Raw genomic sequence first — 18,651 nt, 5'->3', positions numbered from 1 at the left:
CGGTCACTACGCGGAATCGTCCGGCTTGTCCACGAATCGATCGATGGCTGCTCTGCCCGGCATCGCTTCGGGAATGTCGCCGGCGAAGGACTGGGTGGCGGCCATCGCCGCGCAGATCCAGTGGAAGTCGGGCTCGCCGCCGGTGATCGCCCACTGATGGGCCAGCGCGCCGCAGAACGCGGCGTGGGCGCCCGGTGCGTCGTCCATCGCGGCGAGCCGGGGCCGAGGGATGTCGGCGGGGCCGTGCCTGCCGCGGAGGCGACAGGTGAAGCCCTCGATAGCGCAGACCGTGCCGACGCCGAGGGCGAGCAGCTTCGGCGCGGTCTCGGCGTCGAAGACGCGCAGTGCTTCGTCGGGGGTGTACCGGGTCGCGGAGACCAGGCGGCTGAGCTGCCAGGTGCTGCCGACGACGTACTCGACGCCGTCGAGGAACTGGTAGAGCCGGGCGGGCCGGTCGTGTGGCGGCGCGGCTTGCAGCACCCGGGCGGGGGGCCGGGGGACTTCGCGCAGGATCGTGAGCGCCTGCTCCACGACGGGCAGCGGCGCCTCGAGGGTCATGATCACCACGTCGGAGCTGACCAGCGTCGCGGCCACGTCGGGGTCGAGCAGGTCGCGCGGGGTGAACTGGATCTGGTTGCCTTCGGCGCCGATCGCGCTGGTGCTACCGCCTGGGGTGACGATGAGCGCGGCCACGTCGGTGCCGGCGTCACGGACGATCTTCATCATCGAGGTGTCGACGCCTTCGCGTTCGAGCAGGGCGACGATGCGCCGTCCGGCGTCGTCGTCGCCGACGGCGGCGAGCAGCCTGGTGTTCATGCCGAGCCGGGAGGCGGCGACGGCCCGGTTGAGCCCCTTGCCGCCGAGGCGCCGTTCGAAGCGGCCGCTCGCCGAGCCGCCGGCGACCGGCAGCCGGTCGACGCGGTAGAGGTGGTTGACGACCGCGTTGCCGAGGACCGTGACCGTGCCGGTGGTGCCGAACCGGTCGGCGATCTCGTCGGCCTGCTCCGACACCCGCTCCATCGAGTATCCCCGGCCGTTGCGCACCGGGTCGTCGACCAGGGCCGCGGCCAGCGCGGTGAACGCCCGCCGTTCGGGGGAGGCGCGCAGGGTCCGGACGCTCGGGGCCGACGGCGTCGGCCCGGCGCCGAGCACGGTGTGCAGCTGCGTCCATGCCTCGGAGAGGTAGCCCCGTCGCTCGCCGAGGTCGCCCGCGTAGAGCCGGGCGGTGTCGACCTCGTCGTCGGCGATCAGCCCCAGCGACAGCGCGGCATCGACGACGAGCCGGTCGGTGGGCGGAAGCCGTTGCGCCACTTCGCGAACGACCGGCAACACCGCTTCGGCGGAGTCGACCCCGGTGCGGCGCGCATAGGTACGGATGGCGGGTAGCTGCAGCAGGGGGGAGACGTCGATCTCGGTGGTGCGGACCCGCTCCGCGCTGAGCCCCGACCGTTTCCCGAGCCGGGTGAGGATCTGCCGGACAGCGATGACCTGTCCGTCCAGCGGGCCGTTCACCGGCCTCACCTCCCGCCACCGCTGCTTCCCACGCTACCGCGCCAATCGCCACAGTGCGCCCGCCCGATGACATTCGGGCGATCACGGAGTGGCAACCACGCCGTAATAGTGTCGCGCACAGCGGGATTCCACGCTGTCCATCCGGCCTGACAGCAGGTTTACCACAATGTTCACATGTCAATTCCCATGACTCGACGGCAATTGACCGCCTTCGGCGGCAACTGTCACACTGGGATCGGCTCCTCCCCGTCGGGGACGAGGCCCGGAGGGGCCGATAAGGAGCGATCATGGCAGTCCACAGCACCGGCTCGAGGATGACCAGCGAGGTCACCCCGGAGTACGCCTACCGGGTACCTGCGGGGGGCGGGAAGCCGTGGCGGCTGAGCTGGTGGCCGGGCAGGCCGCTCAGCGAGGAGCAGGCGCTGGCGGGGATGGAACTCGACGAGCTCGTCTCGGATCCGGCCCTGGTCACCGATCCGCTGGCCGCCGCGCTGATGCAGGAGCGGGCACACCGGCTGGGAACGGTGTTCGCCCAGGCCCTGCTGCTGCTGGCCAAGGCGATGGCGGCGCGCGGCGCGGTGGAGATCGCCCCGGGCGAGCCGGCCGACGGCCCGCGCGGCGGCGACATCGGGATACCGCGCCGCCCGCGCGAGCCCGGCCCTGGCCGCGGCCTGGAGTACCTCATCGACCGGTGCAGGCCGCACACCGAGCCGCCGGTGGTGTTCCCGTGATCAGGCCGGGTCGAGGTGGTTCGCGCCGACGGCCTCGGCCAGGTCCCGGTACCCGGCGGCGCGCAGCCGGGCGGCGATCCCGCGGTGGATCCGCCGCGCCCAGAACGGCCCGCCGTAGATGAACCCGGTGTAGCCCTGCAGCAGGCTCGCCCCGGCGAGGATCCGCTCCCACGCCTGATCGACGGTCTCGATCCCGCCGACCGAGACCAGGACCAGCCGCCCGCCGACGCGGCGGTGCAGCCGGCGCAGCACCTCGAGCGACCGGTCGGCCACGGGTGGCCCGGACAGCCCGCCCGCGCCGCAGGCCTCGACCTCGGCGGCGGGGGTGGCGAGCCCGACGCGCTCGATGGTGGTGTTGGTGGCGACGATCCCGGCCAGCCCGAGTTCGATGGCGAGGTCGGCGACGGCGTCGATGTCGTCGTCGGAGAGGTCGGGGGCGATCTTGACCAGGACGGGAACGGTGACGGTGTCGAGCACGGCGCGCAGCAGCGGGCGCAGGGCCTCGACGGCCTGCAGGTCGCGCAGGCCGGGGGTGTTGGGGGAGCTGACGTTGACCACGACGAAGTCGGCGTGCGGGCCGAGCAGGGCGGCGCTGGTGGCGTAGTCGTCGGCGGCCTCGGCGGCCGGGGTCGCCTTGGTCTTGCCGATGTTGGCGCCGATGGGGACGCCGGGGCGGCGCGCGCGCAGCCGGTCGGCGGCGCGGGCGGCGCCCTCGTTGTTGAAGCCCATCCGGTTGATCAGGGCGCGGTCGGCGGGCAGCCGGAACAGCCGGGGGGCGGGGTTGCCGGGCTGGGCGTGCGCGGTGACGGTGCCGATCTCGGCGAAGCCGAAGCCGAGCGGGGCCCAGACGTCGACGCCGTCGGCGTTCTTGTCGAACCCGGCCGCGAGCCCGAGCGGGGCCGGGAAATCGACGCCGAACAGGGTGCTGCGCAGGATCGGGTCGTGCCCGGCCAGGACCAGGGCCAGCGCCGGGCGCAGCGGCGGGAACCGGGTCGCCCACCGCATGGCGGCGAAGGCGAGGTGATGGACCCGCTCCGGCGGAAGCAGGAACATCAGGCGCAGCAGCAGGCCGTACATCAGATCCCCGGTTCGGATTCGGGTAGCGCGGCGTTGCGGCGCCTGCGCAGCAGCACGCGGCGGCTGCCGTCGGTGTAGGCGCGGACCCGGGACAGCTCCCAGCCGCCGTACTCGGCCTGGATGGCCAGGCGCATGGAGGCGGTCACCCTGGTGACCTCCGGTGGCAGCCGCAGCGGCACGTACTCGTAGTCGTCGCCGCTGGTCTCCCAGCCGGCGGGGAGCGCGGTTCGCGAACTCCGATGCTTCGGCGCCATCACTGACCTCTCTTCCGATCCGTCGCGGCGATCCGCTGGACGCCGCCGCCGGCGGCCGATGCCACGAACAGGTCGCCGGTGCGCGCGTCGACGGCGAGCGCGTCCGGCTGCCGGACCGTCGGACGACGGTCCACTTCCACCGGTATCCCGGTGCCGAGGTCGAATCCGACGACCTCGTTGCTCTGCGTGCACGACACCCAGACGGTGTCCGACCCGGCGTCGTAGGCGAGCGCGTAGGGCGCGGAGCCTACCGGGAAGCGCTGCCGCAGCACGAGCGGCGCGGTGGTGTAGACCAGCAGTTCGCCGTGGTCGGTGTCGGTGACGAGGACCCGGCCGAGCGGGTCGGCGAGCAGGGTGGTCGCGCCGTCGCCCGCGCGCAGCCCGAGCCCGAGCCGGTCGGCGCCGGTGTCGAGCTCGGCGATCATGCTCTGGCGCCGGTCGAGCACGGTGACCTCGCCGCCGACGACGGCGAGCGCGTCGGCCGAGACCAGCCCGTCCGCGGTGGCGCGGGTGGCGCCGTCCGGGCCGAGGGTGCGGATCTGCCCGTCGCCGGTGCCGACGACGAGGGTGTCGTCCGGGCCGGGCGCGACGCTGCGCACCTCGGCGTCGACCGGGACCTCGGTGCTCGTGCCGGCGCCGAGCGCGACCCGCACCACCGCGCCGGGCACCGCGGCCAGTACCTCGCCGGGGCGCCCCTGCACGAGCGCGGCGGCGGCGCCGGGCAGGGTGACGGTGCGGGCGACGGCGAGCGGGTCGGCGCCGGGGTCGAGCACGTCGAGCCGGGTGCCGGTGGCGGCGGCGAGCAGCCCGCTGCCGGGGTCGGCGGCGAGCAGGGTGTAGGAGGAGCCGGCCAGCGCGGTGCGTCCGGCGGGCGGTACGGCGGGCTCCGGCGCGGCGGCGGGAGCAGCGGGTTCACGGGTGGGGACGTCGGGGCCGGAGCCGTCCCCGGAGCAGCCGGTGAGCACTGCCAGCGCCACCAGCCCCGCCGCCAGTGAACCAACCGGACGCATCCGCCGCACTCCCTTTCCACCGCTCACCCGCGACACCGCCCCGAACCGATCACGGCCCGGGGCGAAACATCCGCCCCGCCGGGGCCGACATACGAGCAGACCGCATCGACCCATGATGACGCAACATCGCTGCGCCGACGCCCCGGCACGAGCTGTGTCGTCGCTTCCGGCGGGCCGACCGTCCGCCCCGGTGGTTACCGTGGAGGTGACCACCACCCGACCCAGGGAGACCCGGTTGCAGCCCGACCGATCATCCGGCTTCACCGTCGACGACCTCACCGTCGGCCCCTTCGCGCACGGCTTCGGAACCACCGCAGACGGTCACCCCTTCGCGTTCCGGACCGTCCGGTCCACTCTCTTCGTGGAAATATACCGGCACACCCCCGACCTGGCCGTTCCCGGCCCCGAGGACGTGGTCGCCGCCGCCGACACCCCGGTCACCGACATCGACCTCGACGACGAGCGCAGCGTCACCGCGCTGGTGCGCGACCTGCTGCCCCGAGCCGTCCCGGCGCCGGGCACGTCCGCGGGCGAGCCCACCATCGTGCGCGCCCTTCTGGGACGGCTGGGGGCCGTCATCGACGGACGCTGACCCGATACGGTATCCCTGTAGGTGATGCTTCCCACACCGCACCGCCTCAGCCGCCGCGCGCTCGGCACCGCGCTGGCCGCCGCCGCCGCGTTCACCCTCACCGCCTGCGGGGACGGCGTGGACGAGAGCGCCGTCGCCGCCGCCCGCTCCTCCGCCAACGCCGCGGTCACCTCCTCGATCGCGGCGACCTCGTCGGCGGTGGCGAACCGGCACATCCCGACCGCGTCCGAACTCGACGCCCGGATCAAGAGCGCCCTCGACCCGGCGCTACCGGACGCCGAGCGCACGAACCTGATCGAGGACGGCGCCGCCTTCCGCGACGCCATCCCGGACATGTACAAGGCGCTGCAGGACAACCCGCGCGCCGTCTACGGCGTCACCGACCCGGTCTTCGACAACCGCGACGGCACCCTCACCGCCACCCTGCGCCTGGACAAGGACGGGACAGGCAGCAACATCCGCACCACCGTCGTGCACTTCGTCTACCTCGACGACCAGTGGAAGATCTCGCGCACCGACCTGTGCGGCATCCTGCGCTCGGCCGACTACCGCACCGCGGCCTGCGGCTGAGGCGCGCGTGCTGCACTCCGGCTCCCTGCGCTGGGGCAGGTTCGTCCACCGGCACCGCGTCGTGGTCCTCGCGCTGTGCGTCTTCGCCGTCCTCGTCACCGGCTGGTACGGCCGCGACCTCGGCGAGCACCTGACCCAGGAGGGCTGGTTCGACGAGAGCAGCGAATCGGTGGCCGGGTCGAAGATCGCCGACGACACCTTCGGTCGCGACACCGACAGCGACCTGATCCTGCTCTTCACCGCCCCCGCGGGCACCACCGTCGACGACCCCGGGGTGCGCGGCCCGGTCACCGCCGCGCTCACCGCGCTGCGCGAACAGCACCCCGACCGGGTCGCCAAGATCGACAGCTACTGGGACAGCCCGTTCGCCGCCTCCGCCACCGACGCCACCCGCACCGTCGCCTTCGCCGTCGTCGGGCTGCGCGAGGAGGGCACCGAGGCGATCGAGAACTTCCTCGCGCTCAAACCCGCGCTCGGCGCGGACGGCGACGGCACCGGCCCCGGCGGCACCACCGTGCAGCTGGCCGGGCTGCAACCGGTGGTCGAGGGCATCAACACCGGCATGCAGGACGACATCCGCCGCGCCGAGGTGATCGCGCTGCCGCTGGTGGCGATCCTGCTGTACTTCGTCTTCGGCGGCATCGTCGGCGCGCTGCTCCCGGTGCTGATCGGCGGCATGACCATCCTGGCCGGGCAGGGCGTCATGCGCGGACTCACCGGCTACATCGACGTCAACGTCTTCGCCGGCGCCGTCGTCACCCTGGTCAGCCTCGGCCTCGCCATCGACTACGGGCTCTTCGCCGTCACCCGGTTCCGGGAGGAACTCGCCGCGGGCCGCACGGTCGAGGACGCGGTGGCCCGCACCGTCGCCACCGCGGGGCGCACCGTGCTGTTCTCCGCGCTGATCGTCGCGATCAGCCTCGGCGCGCTGTTCATCTACCCGAACGGGGTGCTGCGCTCGGTGCCCTACGGCGGCATCTCCTCGGTGCTGATCGCGGCCGCGCTGTCGGTGACCGCCCTGCCTGCGCTGCTCGGCATCATCGGGCACCGCATCGACCTGTGGGGCTGGAAACGGTTCTCCCGCACCAAGACCGAGGCCCAGATCGACGCCGGGTTCTTCTCCCGGCTCGCCCGCTTCGCGATGCGCCGCCCGTGGCTGGTGATCGTGCCGGTGCTGCTCGGCATCGCACTGCTCAGCACCCCGTTCCGGCACATCGAGTTCGGCGGGATCAGCGAACGCTACCTCGACCGCGAACACCCCGCCCGGGTCGCGCAGGAACGCTTCGACGAGCTCTTCCCCGGGCTGCGGCTGGAACCGGTGAAACTCGTCGTCGTCGGCGCCGACCCGCAGCAACTCGCCGACATCCGCTGGGCCGCCAACCAGGTCCCCGGCCTCACCGGCCGCTTCGAACCCGCCGCCGCCACCCGCGACGGGGTCAACGTGCTCAGCGCCGGGCTGCGCACGGACCGCGACGCCGACCGGGTGGTCCGCGCGCTGCGCGAGATCCCGCAACCCGACGGCGTCCGCATGTACGTGGCCGGGGTGCCCGCGCTGGAACGCGACAGCATCAACGGCCTGCTGGCCGGGCTGCCCTGGCTGCTGCTGATCCTGGTCAGCGCCTCCCTGGCCCTGATGTACGCCGCGTTCCGCTCCCTGGTGCTGGCGGTGAAGGCGGTGGCGATGAGCGCGCTCAGCCTCGCCTCCACCCTCGGGCTGCTGACCTGGCTGTTCGTCCAGGGCCACGGGTCCGAGCTGCTCCGCTTCACCCCGGGGCCGCTCATGTTCGCGGCGCTGGTGCTGATCGTCTGCGTGATCTTCGGGCTCTCCACCGACTACGAGGTGTTCCTGCAGTCCCGGATGACCGAGGCGCGCGCCGCGGGCGCCGACCCGCCCGAGGCCATCCGCTACGGCATCGCCCACACCGGCGGGGTGATCACCTCGGCCGCGGCCATCCTGATCGTGGTCACCGGCGCGTTCGGCTTCTCCGACCTGGTGCTCATGAAGTACATCGCCTACGGCATGATCGCCGCGCTCGTGCTCGACGCCACCGTCATCCGGATGCTGCTCACCCCGGCGGTGCTGAAGCTGGTGTGGCGGCGCTGACCGCCCGCACCGGCAGGACCAGCTGCGCGCCGGTCAGCGGATGGTCGAACACCTCGACCGGGTGCCGGTAGACGGCGGTGAGCAGGGCGGTGGTGAGCACCGCGCGCGGCGCCCCGTCGGCGGCCACCCGCCCGTCGTCGAGGACCGCGACCCGGTCGGCGTAGGCGGCGGCGATGCCGAGGTCGTGCACCACGATCACCACCGCGGCACCGGCCCGCGCGCGGGCCCGGGCCAGGGTCAGCACGGCTTCCTGGTGGCCGAGGTCGAGGGCGGCGGTGGGTTCGTCGAGCAGCAGCGTCGCGGTGTCCTGGGCCAGCACCCGGGCCAGCGCGACCCTGGCCCGTTCGCCGCCGGACAGGGTCGGGAAGGCGCGCCCGGCCAGGTGGCCGATGTCGGCCGCGTGCAGCGCGGCGTCGACGGCTGCCTCGTCGCCGAGGTCGCGGCCGGTGCCCGACCACGGGGCGCGGCCCATCGCGACCACCTCCCGGGCGGTGAACGGGAACCCGACGGTGTGGCTCTGCGGCAGCACCGCGCGCCGGCGTGCCATGTCCAGCGCGGACCACGCGGTGACCGGGCGGCCGTCCAGCTCGACGGTGCCGGTGGTGGCGGGCAGCTCGCCGGCCAGCGCGGCCAGCAGGGTCGACTTGCCCGCACCGTTCGGGCCGACCAGCGCGACCACCTGCCCGGCGGCCACCTCGAAGTCGACATCGCGCAGCACCGTGCGCCGGCCGCGCGCGACGGTGGCCCCCCGCGCGCGCAGGGTGACCGTGCCCGGTTCCGGAGGGCCGGGCAGGGGAGCGGCGCGCCCGAACATCCGGCGCCGCCCGGTGCCCGCCGAGCCGCGACTGTCCGCCCGGGAGCCGTCGGTGGTCACTGTCGCTGCACCGGACCGGTCCACGCCGGGGACGGCACCGCCCGGGCCGGGGCTCTCCGCGCCGATGCCGGCCGGGCGCGGCTCCCCGCCGGTCGGGGCGCTCACGCCCACCCTCCCGAGCGGGCGCGGGTGCGGCGCAGCAGCCAGAAGAAGAACGGGCCGCCGACCAGGGAGGTGAGCATGCCGAGGGGGAGGTCGGCGTTGGTGACCAGGGTGCGCGCGCCGACGTCGGCGGCGAGCAGCACCACCGCCCCGACGACCGCGCTGAGCGGGATCAGCACCCGGTGCGCGGGCCCGACCAGCATCCGCACCACGTGCGGCACCACCAACCCGACGAACATGATGATCCCGGTGAACGCCACCCCCGCGGTGGCCAGCAGCGCGACCACCGCGATCACGATCGCCCGCAACCGCTCCACATCGACCCCGAGATGCCTGGCCACCGATTCCCCCAGCGCCAGCAGATCCAGCTTCCGCGCCACCAGCACCGCGGCCCCGACCCCGAGCGTGGTGAGCGTGGCCACGATCCCGACCGCGTCCCAGGTGGCGCCGTTGAGGCTGCCCAGCTGCCAGAACACGATCTGATCGCGGGCGGCGGGCTGCGCCACGAACAGCAGCAACGCCAGCAGTCCGCCGGCGAAGGCATTGATCGCGACCCCGGTGAGCACCAGCGTCACCACCTCGGTGCGCCCCCCGGAACGGGCGAGCAGGTACACCAGCATGGTGGTGGCCAGCCCGGCCGCGAACGCGGCCGCCGCCACCGACCAGGCGGCCACGAACGCGCCACCGACCACGATCACCGTGCCCGCGCCCACCGCAGCCCCCGCCGAGACACCGATCACGCCCGGCTCGGCCAGCGGGTTCGCGAACACGCCCTGCAGCAGCGCGCCCGCGGTGGCGAGCGCGGCGCCGACGAACGCGGCGAGCAGCACCCGAGGGAAACGCACCTCCCACAGCGTGACCTCGCCGGCGGGGTGCGCGGGCAGCGGGCCCAGCGCCAACCCCATCCGGTGCAGGACGCTGCCCGCGACCTCGGCCGGGGTGGTCGGCACCTGGCCGAGCGTGGCCGAGAGCAGCGCCAGCGCGACCAGGGCCGCGACCGCGACGATCGACACGATCGCGATCCGCGAAACGCCGCGGCTGCGCGGCACGACCGGGGCGGGGGAGTGCGGCACGAGCACCGCGGGATCGCCCTCCGGCCCAGGGCGCACCGGCGTCTCGGGCTCGGCTCGCGAGCCCGCCGCCGCGCCCCGGGCGCCTGGGTCGGCCGCTCCCGGCTTCGCGGGTACGGCCGCCGCGGACATCGGAGCAGCGGATTCGGTGCCGGGTTCTCGGCTCATGCGCCGTAGACGGCGTCGCTGAGCGCCGCCACCACCCGGCCGGTGTTCGGCCCGAAGGACAGCAGCACCGCATCGGACATGTCGACGACGCGGCGGTCCCGCCCGGCCGGGGTCTGCGCGATCCCGGGCACCTCGGCCAGCCCGTCCAGCCCGCCGACCGACTGCAGCCCGTCGGTCATGACCAGGATGACGTCGGGCGCGGCATTGATCATGCCCTCGCTGGTGATGGCGGTGAACGGCTCGCTCACCCCGGCCGCCGTCCCGGCGTCGACCCCGCCGATCGCCGCGATCAGCGCATCCGCCCCTGAGCCGGGCCCGGCGATCATGGTGATCGCGGTCGAGCGCAGGTACAGGAACGCGATCCGCAGCGGCGGCTCCTGCGCGGGCACCGCGGCCGTGGCGGCGGCGATCTCGTCGCGGGTGCGCCTGCCCAGCTCCGCGCCCCGGTCCGGGACGCCCAGCGCGGCGGCGACCGCCTCGATCTGCGGCACCACCCCGTCCATGGTGCGCTGCGGGTCGAAGTAGACCACCGCGAGCCCGGCGGCGCGCAGCTGCTCGCGCACCGCGGGCGCGGCGCTGGTGGTGTCGGTGAGGAACACCGTCGGGCGCAGCGCCAGAATCGATTCCACGTTCAGCGAACCGCTGCCGCCGGTCACGTTCGGCACGTCCCGCACGGCGGGGAAGGCGGCCGCGGTGCTGCGCCCGACCAGGTTCGCGCCGAGCCCGAGCGCCCACACCGTCTGTGCCAGCGTGCCGTAGCGGTCGGCGGCCACGATCCGGTCCGCGGAGCCGACGGTGACCTCGGTGCCGTCGAAGGAGCGCACCGTCACCGGCAGCGCGGGCGCGGGCGGCGGGGTGATCGGCACCGGATCCAGATCGGCGAGCGACGCCGTTGCCGGGCCCCGCTGCCCGCCGGCCGCGCCCGCCCCGGTGTCCCCGCAGGCGGTGACCCCGGCCGCCAGGAGCAGGGCGAGCACCGCCACCACGGCACGGGATCCCCCGGAACGAAAACGACCGCCACACCTCATGCCGCCCAGGCTAGCGGTGCCCCCGCCCGCGGCGGGCCGCACGGTCAGCCGGACTACTCGTGCCCGGTCTCCGGGCGCGCGCTCACATCGTCGAGCGCGGCGGCGATGGCCCGCGGCAACTCCAGCGTCTCGGCCGCGAGCACCCCGGTGAGCTGCCCGATGTCACGCGCCCCGACGACCATGCTCGCCACCCCCGGCCGATCCCGGATCCAGGCCAGCGCCACCGCCAGCGGCGAGGTGCCGAGCCCGTCGGCCGCGGTCACCAGCGCGTCCACCACCCGGTTGGCGCGCTCGTCGAGCCGATCCCTGATCTCCCCGGCGGTCGCCTCGTCCGCTCCGCGCGAATCGGCGGGCACCCCGTCCCGGTACTTGCCGGTGAGGATGCCGCCCGCCAGCGGGGTCGCCGCGATCAGCCCGGTCCCGTGATGCCGTGCCGCGGGCAGCAGATCCTCCTCCGCGCCGCGCGCGAGCAGCGAATACGGGTGCTGCGCGGCCACCACCGGGGTCAGCGCGGCCAGCGACGCCAGCTGCCAGGCACTGAACCCGCGCACCCCCACGTAGCGGGCCTTCCCGGCGCGCAGCGCGTGCTCGAGCGTGCCGGCGACCTCGTCGAGCGGGGTGTAGGGATCCCACTCGCCGACGCTCCACAGATCCAGGTGGTCGGTGCCGAGCTCGCGCAGTGTCCGGTCCAGTTGCGCCAGCAACCCGCGCCGGGAGGCGTCGACGGCCGGGCGCACCGGCTCCGGCACCGCGGGCCCGGCCTCGGCCGCGGTCACCGGCACCACCCCGGAGCAGCCGCTGAGCACCAGGTCGTCGCGGTTGACGAGATCGCCGAGCAGCTCGGCCAGCACCCGCTGCGCGCCGCCCGCGGTGTAGGCGGGGGAGGTGTCGACCAGGGTGCCGCCCGCGTCGAGGAACGCCGTCATCTGCACCGCCGCCTCGTCGCCGCCGGTACGGTCGCCCCAGGTGTGGGTGGCCAGGCCCATCCGGGACACCCGCAGCCCGCTGCGGCCGACCGTCCGCTGTTCCATTACCGCGTCCACGCTCTCGTCACGGCGCCAAGCCTAAAGCGTCACCACCGCGGAAGCGCCGAGCCGACACCGCGCCGTCCCACACAGTGCCGCACCCACCCCCGCGCCGGGGTCCGCGGGCGGCCTGTACTGTCGCTGCGTGATCACGGCGGGCCGACGAGCCCAATTGTCGGTTCGGAACGGAAATTTCGGACAGCGGCGACGGTCGGGCGCGGCCACCGCCCGCTACGAGCGGGACGGCGCGAACCCGCAGCCCACTAGGCTGACCCCATGACGGTCATCCTGCTGCGCCACGGTGTGTCCACCTCGAACACCGCGCGCACGCTCGCCGGACGCAGCACCGGTGTCGAACTCACCGACCGCGGCGCCGAACAGGCCGCCGCGGTCGCCGACCGGCTCGGCGGGCTCCCGATCAAGCACATCGCGCACTCCCCGCTGCTGCGCTGCCAGCGCACCGTCGGCCCGCTCGCCGAACGCCTCGGGCTCGAACCCGCCTACGACGACCGGCTGCTCGAGGTCGACTACGGCGACTGGACCGGCCGCCCGCTCAGCGAACTGCTCGAGGAGCCGCTGTGGTCGGTGGTGCAGCGCCACGCCTCCGGCGCCGTCTTCCCCAACGGCGAGGGCCTGGCCGACGTGCAGCGCCGCGCGGTGACCGCGATCCGCGAGACCGACCGCCGCCTGGCCGACGGCAACGACGGCGCCGACGTGCTCTGGGTCGCCTGCACACACGGCGACGTCATCAAGTCGGTGCTCGCCGACGCGCTCGGCATCCACCTCGACGGCTTCCAGCGGATCGTGGTCGAGCCCGCCTCGATCAGCGTCGTCCGCTACTCCCCGCACGCCCCCTACGTGTGGCGGCTCAACGACACCGGCACCGACCTGTCCGCGCTGGCCGCCGCAGCGCCGTCCGGGGCCGCGAAGACCGCCGCGAACGCGCACGGCCCGGTCCCCGGTGGCGAGGTGACACCGGACCCGGTCGCGGATAATGGGAATGCGGAGCGCCGCGATCCGTTGTAGAGACGTCACACGGGGCACCCGGCTCGCCCCGGCGTCTGGAAAACGCCACGCCGGGGTAGTCGATGAGGGTCACGGTTCGAGGAGGGTGCAGATGGCACGAGCAATCCACGTATTTCGCACCCCCGATCGCTTCGTCGCCGGAACCGTCGGTGAACCGGGTGATCGCGCGTTCTATCTCCAGGCCGTGCAGGATCCGCGGGTCGTCAGCGTGCTGCTGGAGAAGCAGCAGGTGAAGGTGCTGGCCGATCGGATGGGGCTGCTGCTGGACGAGGTCGCGCGCCGGTTCGGCGCCGAGGTGCCGCCGCAGGCCGAAGCCGTCGGGGACACCGATCCGCTGGTGACCCCGGTGGACGCCGAGTTCCGGGTCGGGACGATGGGGCTCGGCTGGGACGCCGACGCAGGCGCGGTGGTGGTCGAGCTGCTCGCCATCACCGAAACCGAGGTCGACGAGTCGGTCGTGCTCGACGACACCGAGGAGGGCCCGGACGCGGTGCGGGTCTTCCTCACCCCGGTCCAGGCCCGCGAGTTCGCGCTCCGCTCCACCAAGGTCATCGCCGCGGGCCGCCCGCCCTGCCCGCTCTGCGGGGAACCGCTCACTCCCGGCGGGCACATGTGCGTGCGCACCAACGGCTACAAGCGCGGCGACATCTTCGGCGCCACCGACCTGGAAGAGGAGTGACCCGTGCCCGGCGGCGATGACCCGCTGCTCCGGGAGGGCGAACTGGCGGTGCTCGGCCGGATCAGCACCGCCAGCAACCTCACCCTGGTCTGCGACATCGCCACCGCCGACCCGGAGACCCCGCTGCGCGTGGTCTACAAACCGGTCCGCGGCGAACAACCCCTCTGGGACTTCCCCGACGGCACCCTCGCCGGCCGCGAAGTCGCCACCTACCGGATCGCCGAGGTACTCGGCTGGCACACCGTCCCGGAGACCATCCTGCGCGACGGCCCCTTCGGGCCCGGCATGGTGCAGCGCTGGATCGACACCGTCGACCACGCCGACACCCTCGACCTGGTCGACCTCACCCCCGCCGGAGTCGTCCCCGACGGCTTCCGCGAAGTCCTGCGCGCCGTCGACCCCACGGGCACCGAGGTGTCGCTGGTGCACTCCGCCGACCCCCGGCTGCGCCGCCTCGCCGTGCTCGACGTCATCGTCAACAACGCCGACCGCAAGGGCGGCCACGCCCTGCACGGCACTGTCGGCGGCGTCCATTCGGTCTACGGTGTCGACCACGGCATCTGCCTGCACGCCGAGAACAAACTCCGCACCGTCCTGTGGGGGTGGGCGGGCGAGCCGATCCCGGAGGAGTTGCTGCCCGACATCACCGGGCTGCTCAAAGAGCTCAGCGGCGACCTCGCCGACGAGCTCGCCGCGCACCTCACCGACACCGAGATCACCGCGCTCGCCGACCGTGCCCGCCGGTTGCTCGACGACCCCGCCATGCCGCTGCCCGACACCGCGCGCCCCATTCCCTGGCCCGCGTTCTGACCCGGCCCCACCGCCGCACCCGCCCCGGGTGACCGGCGAATCACCCGGAAGCCAACTGTTGACTTCGACCTCCGGCGGCCCCGCCGCAGGTCGGCGACGCCCGCCCGGCTGCGGGGAGTGTGCCGGGAACCGGGGTGCGGCACCGAGACCCCGCCCACACCTCTACCCTCGAATCATGCAGTCCTGGTCCGACACCCCCATCCCCGCCCTCCCCGGAACAGGGCCGCCGCTGCGGCTGTTCGACACCGCCGACCGCGCCGTGCGCCCGGTGACCCCCGGCCACACCGCCACCCTCTACGTCTGCGGCATCACCCCCTACGACGCCACCCACCTCGGCCACGCCGCGACCTACCTGACCTTCGACCTGGTCAACCGGCTCTGGCGGGACGCGGGGCACGACGTGCACTACGTGCAGAACATCACCGACGTCGACGACCCGCTCTTCGAACGCGCCACCCGCGACGGCATCGACTGGCGCGACCTCGGCGCCCGCGAGATCGAGCTCTTCCGCGAAGACATGGCCGCCCTGCGCGTGCTGCCCCCGCGCGACTACATCGGCGCCGTCGAATCCGTCGACGAAGTGATCGAACTCGTCGGCAAACTGCTCGCCTCCGGCGCCGCCTACACCGTCGAGGACACCGAACACCCCGACATCTACTTCCGCGCCGACGCCACCGAACAGTTCGGCTACGAATCCGGCTACGACCGCGCCACCATGGAACAGCTCTTCGCCGAACGCGGCGGCGACCCCGGCCGCCCCGGCAAACACGACCCCATCGACCCGCTGCTCTGGCGCGCCGCCCGGGCCGGCGAACCCTCCTGGGACGCCCCCTTCGGGCCTGGACGGCCCGGCTGGCACATCGAGTGTACGGCGATCGCCCTGAACCGGCTCGGCTCCGAGTTCGACGTCCAGGGCGGCGGATCCGACCTGATCTACCCGCACCACGAATACTCCGTCGCACACGGCGAGGCCCTCGGCGCGGGCCGCCGCTTCGCCCGCCACTACGTGCACACCGGTCTCATCGGCCTCGACGGCGAGAAGATGTCGAAATCCCGTGGCAACCTCGTCTTCGTCTCCACCCTGCGCCGCGCGGGCACCGACCCCGCCGCCCTGCGCCTCGGCCTCTTCGCCGGCCACTACCGGCAGGACCGCATGTGGACCGACGAGGTCCTCGCCACCGCCGAACAGCGCCTCGCCCACTGGCGCGAAGCCATTGCCCTCGACGCGGGCCCGGCCGCCGACGACACCGTCGCCCGCCTGCGCCAGCACCTCGCCGACGACCTCGACACCCCCAAGGCGCTCGCCGCCGTCGACGAATGGGCCCGCCAGGCACTCGCCTACGGCGGCACCGACCGCACCGCCCCCGCCGCCGTCCGCGCCGCCGTCGACGCCCTGCTCGGCATCGCGCTCCGACCCGCCGGGTAGCGGCCGAGCCACACCCGCGTCCAGGAGGCTGACCCGAACCGTCACGAAAGCGGACAACCGACCGGGATGTCCACGCGGTTCGCCGATTCCACCCCTTTCACCTGCCGGGAACGTCGTGACCCATGAGGTACTGTTCGGCCTCACTCCGTCCCTGCGAGCAGATCGGCGACCCCATGTCCCGCGTGGTCACCAAGGACCAGTACTTCGACATCGCCATCGAGGTGCTGGCCGAACTCGGCTTCAAGGGCCTCAACATCGGCGTGCTCTGCCGCCGCCTCGGCGTCACCTCCGGCTCCTTCTACCACCACTTCGGCAGCTGGCAGGGCTTCGTCGACCTACTCCTGGAAACCTGGGAACACCGCCAGGTCCTCGTCCTGCGCGCCCGCAACTTCGGCAAAGCCACCCCCGACGACGACATCCGCGCCCTCTCCGACCTCGCCTGCGGCCTCAACCACCGCGCCGAAGCCGCCATCCGCGCCTGGGGCGCCAACGACGAATCCGTCGCCGTCGCCCTCAAACGCGTCGACGAATCCCGCCGCCGGACCGTGCACCGCGCCATCGACGGCATCGTCCACGACCCCGACACCGCGGGCGTGCTCACCGCACTCGGCATGGCCACCCTCATCGGCCACCAGCAGATCGCCCCCGGCGAACAAGAACCGAGCCTGGACCGGCTGCTCACCGAATACGCCCGGCTCATCTACTCCCACCGCCGCTCACCCCAGTAACTCGTCCACATAGCACCACCGCCACGCCTCACCCGGCTCCACACTCCGCATCACCGGATGCCGCTGCGCCGCGAAGTGCTTCGACGCGTGGTTACCCACCGACGAATCACAGCACGCCACATTCCCGCAGGCCAGACACATCCGCAGGTGCACCCAGGTCAGCCCCTCCGCCACACACGCCGCGCACCCCACCACCGAATCCGGCACCCGCACCAGCGGCGCCTCCCGCAGATGCGCGCAGCTCTCCGCCCGCTCCGGCACCGTCAACGGCTCCGGCTCCGCCACCTCCGCCTCGTCGAACCGGTCGATGATCGACTCCTCCAGATCCAGCCGCGCCATCACCGCCTGCAGGATCTCGTAATCCAGCGCGCCGTCGTCCCGCGCCCGCAGCACCGTCTCCCGCTCCGCGCCCAGCATCGCCAGCCGCAACCGCCGATACTCCGCCGTCGGCGTCGCCAGCTCCGACTCCGCCCGCCCCAGCCGCTCCCACGCCGCGTTCGTCCGGAACGTCAACCGCTCCCGCAACGCCCGCACCACCTCCTCCGGCGTCTCCGGCGTCACCCGCCGATCCAGCTCCGCCGACCCCGCCGCCGCAGCCTGCTGCAACAGATTCGCCTTCTGCAGCGCGTCCTCCGCCCGGCTCGGCCCCCGCAACTCCAACGCCCGCACCAACACCGCCAGCGTCGACCCCTGCACCAGCAGCGTCGCCCCCACCACCAGCAGCGCCAGCAGCTTCAACACCGCCAGCTGCGGCGTGTCCTCCGGCAGCAACAGCACCGCGGCCACCGTCACCACCCCGCGCATCCCCGCCCACGACACCACCAGCCCCTCCCGCAGCGACTCCTCACCCCGCCCGCGCGCCCGGTTGAACCACGCCCACGGCAACACGAACAGCGGCCGCGCCAGCATCGCCGCCACCGGCACCGCGACCACCGCCGCCAGCAGCGTTCCGGTATCCAGCCCCGACGCCAGCGCATCCTCCACGATGTGGCGCACCTGCAACCCGATCACCAGGAACACCGAGCTTTCCAGAATGAACTGCACCGTCCGCCAGTTCGTGCGCTCCGCGATCCGCGACGCCGCGCTCTGCCAGCGCGGCGCGCCGTGACCGAGGATCATCCCGCACACCACCACCGCGATCACCCCGGAGGCGTGCACCTCCTCCGCGGGCAGATACGCCGCGAACGGCGCGAGGAACGACAGCGTCGTATCCAGCACCGGATCGGTGATCCGGCGCCGCAACGTCGCCAGCACCACCGCCACCAGCACCCCCACCAGCGCGCCGCCACCGGCCGCCAGCACGAAATCCCCGCCCGCCTGCCACACCGACACCGAACCCGCCGACGCCGCGATCGCCGTCCGCAACGCCACCAGCGCCGTCGCGTCGTTGAACAGCGACTCGTCCTCCAGGATCGTCACGATCCGCCGCGGCATCCCGATCCTGCGCGCCACCGCCGTGGCGGCCACCGCATCCGGTGGGGCCACCACCGCACCCAGCGCGACCGCCACCGCGAACGGGACCGGAAGGAGCAGCCAGACCACCGCGGCCACCACGAAGGTGGAGAACAGCACCAGGACCACCGACAGCAGCGCGATCGTCGTCGCGTTCTTCCGGAAATCCAGGAGCGAGGTGCGGATCGCCGCCGTGTACAGGAGCGGGGGGAGCAGGCCCAGCAGGACGATCTCCGGGTCCAGATCCACCTGCGGGACGAACGGCAGATACGACGCCGCGACCCCCGCCACCGTGAGCACCAGAGGCTCCGACAAACCCGCTCGGCGCGCGAGCGCAGCCAGGGCTACCGCTGCCGCTACCAGGACCACCAAGCCGACAGCCACATGCATCGTCGCATTGTGTCACCCCTGCG

The 18,651-nt window shown here is 73.6% G+C and carries 18 protein-coding genes; 9 read left to right on the top strand and 9 right to left on the bottom strand.

Going from position 1 to position 18,651, the window contains the following annotated elements; genetic code table 11:
- Positions 1-6: 6 nt before the first annotated feature.
- Entirely contained in the window at positions 7-1,512 is a 1,506-nt protein-coding gene (locus tag ACFO0B_RS25880; RefSeq protein WP_378615200.1) for a PfkB family carbohydrate kinase, read from the bottom strand.
- A 287-nt stretch (positions 1,513-1,799) separates the two neighbouring features.
- Between ACFO0B_RS25880 and ACFO0B_RS25875 the strand changes: the two genes are divergently transcribed.
- Positions 1,800-2,243, top strand: a complete 444-nt coding sequence (locus tag ACFO0B_RS25875; protein ID WP_378615198.1) for a hypothetical protein — start codon at positions 1,800-1,802, stop codon at positions 2,241-2,243.
- Here the strand turns inward: ACFO0B_RS25875 and ACFO0B_RS25870 are convergent, their stop codons facing one another.
- From ACFO0B_RS25870 to ACFO0B_RS25860, 3 genes are read right to left on the bottom strand one after another with little or no spacing between them, the layout of a single operon-like run.
- The gene (locus tag ACFO0B_RS25870; RefSeq protein ID WP_378615196.1) at positions 2,244-3,320 is read right to left on the bottom strand and encodes a quinone-dependent dihydroorotate dehydrogenase; all 1,077 of its coding nucleotides are present in this window, start codon (positions 3,318-3,320) and stop codon (positions 2,244-2,246) included.
- The gene (locus ACFO0B_RS25865; RefSeq protein ID WP_067651050.1) at positions 3,320-3,574 is read right to left on the bottom strand and encodes a DUF5703 family protein; all 255 of its coding nucleotides are present in this window, start codon (positions 3,572-3,574) and stop codon (positions 3,320-3,322) included. The genes ACFO0B_RS25870 and ACFO0B_RS25865 overlap by 1 nt, the downstream gene beginning before the upstream one ends.
- A complete protein-coding gene (locus ACFO0B_RS25860; RefSeq protein ID WP_378615194.1) occupies positions 3,574-4,584 on the bottom strand; it encodes a YncE family protein in 1,011 nt (336 codons plus the stop codon). Before ACFO0B_RS25860 ends, ACFO0B_RS25865 begins: the two co-directional genes overlap by 1 nt.
- Before the next feature lie 205 nt (positions 4,585-4,789).
- Here ACFO0B_RS25860 and ACFO0B_RS25855 point away from each other — a divergent pair, with 205 nt between their 5' ends.
- From ACFO0B_RS25855 to ACFO0B_RS25845, 3 genes are read left to right on the top strand one after another with little or no spacing between them, the layout of a single operon-like run.
- The gene (locus tag ACFO0B_RS25855) at positions 4,790-5,176 is read left to right on the top strand and encodes a hypothetical protein (protein ID WP_378615192.1); all 387 of its coding nucleotides are present in this window, start codon (positions 4,790-4,792) and stop codon (positions 5,174-5,176) included.
- Positions 5,177-5,200: 24 nt separating this feature from the next.
- A complete protein-coding gene (locus ACFO0B_RS25850) occupies positions 5,201-5,746 on the top strand; it encodes a hypothetical protein (RefSeq protein WP_378615190.1) in 546 nt (181 codons plus the stop codon).
- 7 nt (positions 5,747-5,753) lie between these two features.
- The gene (locus tag ACFO0B_RS25845; RefSeq protein ID WP_378615188.1) at positions 5,754-7,850 is read left to right on the top strand and encodes an MMPL family transporter; all 2,097 of its coding nucleotides are present in this window, start codon (positions 5,754-5,756) and stop codon (positions 7,848-7,850) included.
- Here the strand turns inward: ACFO0B_RS25845 and ACFO0B_RS25840 are convergent.
- The 4 genes from ACFO0B_RS25840 to ACFO0B_RS25825 all read right to left on the bottom strand — a co-directional run bounded on the left by ACFO0B_RS25840 (position 7,813) and on the right by ACFO0B_RS25825 (position 12,123).
- Positions 7,813-8,664 (bottom strand): heme ABC transporter ATP-binding protein, encoded by an 852-nt coding sequence (locus ACFO0B_RS25840; RefSeq protein WP_378615318.1) that lies wholly within the window; start codon positions 8,662-8,664, stop codon positions 7,813-7,815. The two genes, ACFO0B_RS25845 and ACFO0B_RS25840, sit on opposite strands and share 38 nt — an antisense overlap.
- Positions 8,665-8,825: 161 nt before the next feature.
- Positions 8,826-10,028 carry a FecCD family ABC transporter permease gene (locus ACFO0B_RS25835; RefSeq protein WP_378615186.1) on the bottom strand — a complete coding sequence of 401 codons (1,203 nt, stop codon included), beginning with the start codon at positions 10,026-10,028 and terminating at the stop codon, positions 8,826-8,828.
- Positions 10,029-10,060: 32 nt separating this feature from the next.
- The gene (locus ACFO0B_RS25830) at positions 10,061-11,092 is read right to left on the bottom strand and encodes a heme/hemin ABC transporter substrate-binding protein (protein WP_378615184.1); all 1,032 of its coding nucleotides are present in this window, start codon (positions 11,090-11,092) and stop codon (positions 10,061-10,063) included.
- A 53-nt stretch (positions 11,093-11,145) separates the two neighbouring features.
- The gene (locus ACFO0B_RS25825) at positions 11,146-12,123 is read right to left on the bottom strand and encodes an aldo/keto reductase (RefSeq protein WP_378615182.1); all 978 of its coding nucleotides are present in this window, start codon (positions 12,121-12,123) and stop codon (positions 11,146-11,148) included.
- Positions 12,124-12,393: 270 nt separating this feature from the next.
- Between ACFO0B_RS25825 and ACFO0B_RS25820 the strand changes: the two genes are divergently transcribed.
- The 5 genes from ACFO0B_RS25820 (at position 12,394) to ACFO0B_RS25800 (ending at position 16,786) form a co-directional block, all read left to right on the top strand.
- A complete protein-coding gene (locus ACFO0B_RS25820) occupies positions 12,394-13,143 on the top strand; it encodes a histidine phosphatase family protein (protein WP_378615180.1) in 750 nt (249 codons plus the stop codon).
- Between the two features lie 91 nt (positions 13,144-13,234).
- Positions 13,235-13,822, top strand: a complete 588-nt coding sequence (locus ACFO0B_RS25815; RefSeq protein WP_378615178.1) for a DUF3090 domain-containing protein — start codon at positions 13,235-13,237, stop codon at positions 13,820-13,822.
- 3 nt (positions 13,823-13,825) lie between these two features.
- Positions 13,826-14,632, top strand: a complete 807-nt coding sequence (locus ACFO0B_RS25810; protein ID WP_378615176.1) for an SCO1664 family protein — start codon at positions 13,826-13,828, stop codon at positions 14,630-14,632.
- Positions 14,633-14,807: 175 nt separating this feature from the next.
- Complete coding sequence (gene mshC, locus ACFO0B_RS25805) at positions 14,808-16,058, top strand: cysteine--1-D-myo-inosityl 2-amino-2-deoxy-alpha-D-glucopyranoside ligase (RefSeq protein ID WP_378615174.1); 1,251 nt, start codon at positions 14,808-14,810, stop codon at positions 16,056-16,058.
- Between the two features lie 173 nt (positions 16,059-16,231).
- Positions 16,232-16,786, top strand: coding sequence for a TetR/AcrR family transcriptional regulator (locus tag ACFO0B_RS25800; RefSeq protein WP_378615172.1), 555 nt, complete (start codon positions 16,232-16,234; stop codon positions 16,784-16,786).
- Here the strand turns inward: ACFO0B_RS25800 and ACFO0B_RS25795 are convergent.
- Positions 16,775-18,628, bottom strand: coding sequence for a Na+/H+ antiporter (locus tag ACFO0B_RS25795; protein ID WP_378615170.1), 1,854 nt, complete (start codon positions 18,626-18,628; stop codon positions 16,775-16,777). The two genes, ACFO0B_RS25800 and ACFO0B_RS25795, sit on opposite strands and share 12 nt — an antisense overlap.
- Between the last annotated feature and the right edge of the window lie 23 nt (positions 18,629-18,651).

Source organism: Nocardia jiangsuensis (assembly GCF_042650385.1).
GTDB lineage: Bacteria > Actinomycetota > Actinomycetes > Mycobacteriales > Mycobacteriaceae > Nocardia > Nocardia jiangsuensis.
The sequence above is the reverse complement of the archived record's forward strand: the minus strand, read 5'-3'. Positions and strand labels throughout refer to the sequence as shown.

Excerpts from the sequence above, each read along its gene's own strand:
- ACFO0B_RS25875 (WP_378615198.1), top strand. The coding sequence starts at position 1,800 with ATGGCAGTCCACAGCACCGGCTCGAGGATGACCAGCGAGGTCACCCCG.
- ACFO0B_RS25870 (WP_378615196.1), bottom strand. The coding sequence starts at position 3,320 with ATGTACGGCCTGCTGCTGCGCCTGATGTTCCTGCTTCCGCCGGAGCGG.
- ACFO0B_RS25865 (WP_067651050.1), bottom strand. The coding sequence starts at position 3,574 with ATGGCGCCGAAGCATCGGAGTTCGCGAACCGCGCTCCCCGCCGGCTGG.
- ACFO0B_RS25860 (WP_378615194.1), bottom strand. The coding sequence starts at position 4,584 with ATGCGTCCGGTTGGTTCACTGGCGGCGGGGCTGGTGGCGCTGGCAGTG.
- ACFO0B_RS25850 (WP_378615190.1), top strand. The coding sequence starts at position 5,201 with ATGCTTCCCACACCGCACCGCCTCAGCCGCCGCGCGCTCGGCACCGCG.
- ACFO0B_RS25840 (WP_378615318.1), bottom strand. The coding sequence starts at position 8,664 with ATGTTCGGGCGCGCCGCTCCCCTGCCCGGCCCTCCGGAACCGGGCACG.
- ACFO0B_RS25835 (WP_378615186.1), bottom strand. The coding sequence starts at position 10,028 with ATGTCCGCGGCGGCCGTACCCGCGAAGCCGGGAGCGGCCGACCCAGGC.
- ACFO0B_RS25830 (WP_378615184.1), bottom strand. The coding sequence starts at position 11,092 with ATGAGGTGTGGCGGTCGTTTTCGTTCCGGGGGATCCCGTGCCGTGGTG.
- ACFO0B_RS25825 (WP_378615182.1), bottom strand. The coding sequence starts at position 12,123 with ATGGAACAGCGGACGGTCGGCCGCAGCGGGCTGCGGGTGTCCCGGATG.
- ACFO0B_RS25820 (WP_378615180.1), top strand. The coding sequence starts at position 12,394 with ATGACGGTCATCCTGCTGCGCCACGGTGTGTCCACCTCGAACACCGCG.
- ACFO0B_RS25815 (WP_378615178.1), top strand. The coding sequence starts at position 13,235 with ATGGCACGAGCAATCCACGTATTTCGCACCCCCGATCGCTTCGTCGCC.
- mshC (WP_378615174.1), top strand. The coding sequence starts at position 14,808 with ATGCAGTCCTGGTCCGACACCCCCATCCCCGCCCTCCCCGGAACAGGG.
- ACFO0B_RS25800 (WP_378615172.1), top strand. The coding sequence starts at position 16,232 with ATGTCCCGCGTGGTCACCAAGGACCAGTACTTCGACATCGCCATCGAG.
- ACFO0B_RS25795 (WP_378615170.1), bottom strand. The coding sequence starts at position 18,628 with ATGCATGTGGCTGTCGGCTTGGTGGTCCTGGTAGCGGCAGCGGTAGCC.